This is a genomic window from Corynebacterium sp. HMSC068H04 (assembly GCF_001811255.1).
Classification (GTDB): domain Bacteria; phylum Actinomycetota; class Actinomycetes; order Mycobacteriales; family Mycobacteriaceae; genus Corynebacterium; species Corynebacterium hesseae.
In genome coordinates, this window is the sequence record NZ_KV803987.1 from 1 (window position 1) to 918 (window position 918).

Genomic DNA, 918 nt, shown 5'->3' on the forward strand with positions numbered 1-918 from the left:
CTTCCACATTTGCTTTATCCTTCGGCCGACGCGCGCGTGTGGGAAGTGCTGCTGTGTTGTAGTGCTCCAAGAACTGCTGGTAGGTGTCGTTGACCTTCCGATTCCTATCGGCAGTGCTGATTGCGTTTGATGCCGTCGACGCGTTATCTGGGACAACAACCTGGCAGACCCCACCGAAGTAGTCAAACGCTTGGCGGTGTGCATCAAGCCAGGACTGTTGCCGCTGGTCAACACACGTACATGCAAACAGCATTCCTGAATACGGCAGCGAAGCGACGAAAACACTGACTTTCGCACCCGGTGTGCCCGCAGGGTCGTACAGGCGCATCTTAGTCCCAGCCCAGTCCACCTGCATCGTATGCCCTGGTGCATGGGTGATCCGGGCGGTAAGCCCGGCCGCATCGACATGGGAGGCAACCAGCTGGCGGAAACGGTCGTAGCTGTAATGACGCTGGCCCGGCTGGGCCGGCGTTGTGGTGTAGCGAGCCCACAATACTTGCAGTGTCTGCTTCACACGCCCTGTGCGTGCTTTGACGACCGCGTCAAAGTCAATCGGGACGAACTCGCCTTGACCGCTGGTGCGTTTATCAACGAATATCTCGTCCAGCTCGTCATTCGTCAACGCCGCGACCTGCTGGGCAGTAGTCAGGCCAAGGCTTCGCAGCGCTTGGTTCGCTCGGGAAATCGCGCGGTGCGAGCACCCGAGCTGGTCTTCAATCTGGCGGTAAGAACGCTTCCTAATCAGCAGCGTCATCACCGCACGGTAATCCGTCATCAGCGGACTCCTTCCAGTACGCGCCGCACCCGAGTGGTGCGGCTACCGGAAGTATCACCCCGAGCGCCGCGAGCTGCTACCAGATACTCACTGAAGCGCTACCAGATAGTCACGACACTGCTACCAAATAGCCGGTCGCAACA

The 918-nt window shown here is 58.9% G+C and carries 1 protein-coding gene; it reads right to left on the reverse strand.

The window, feature by feature from the left end:
• A partial coding sequence (gene istA / locus HMPREF2792_RS05135) for an IS21 family transposase (RefSeq protein WP_118781206.1) occupies positions 1–775 on the reverse strand: 775 nt, incomplete at its 3' end.
• Positions 776–918: the final 143 nt, after the last annotated feature.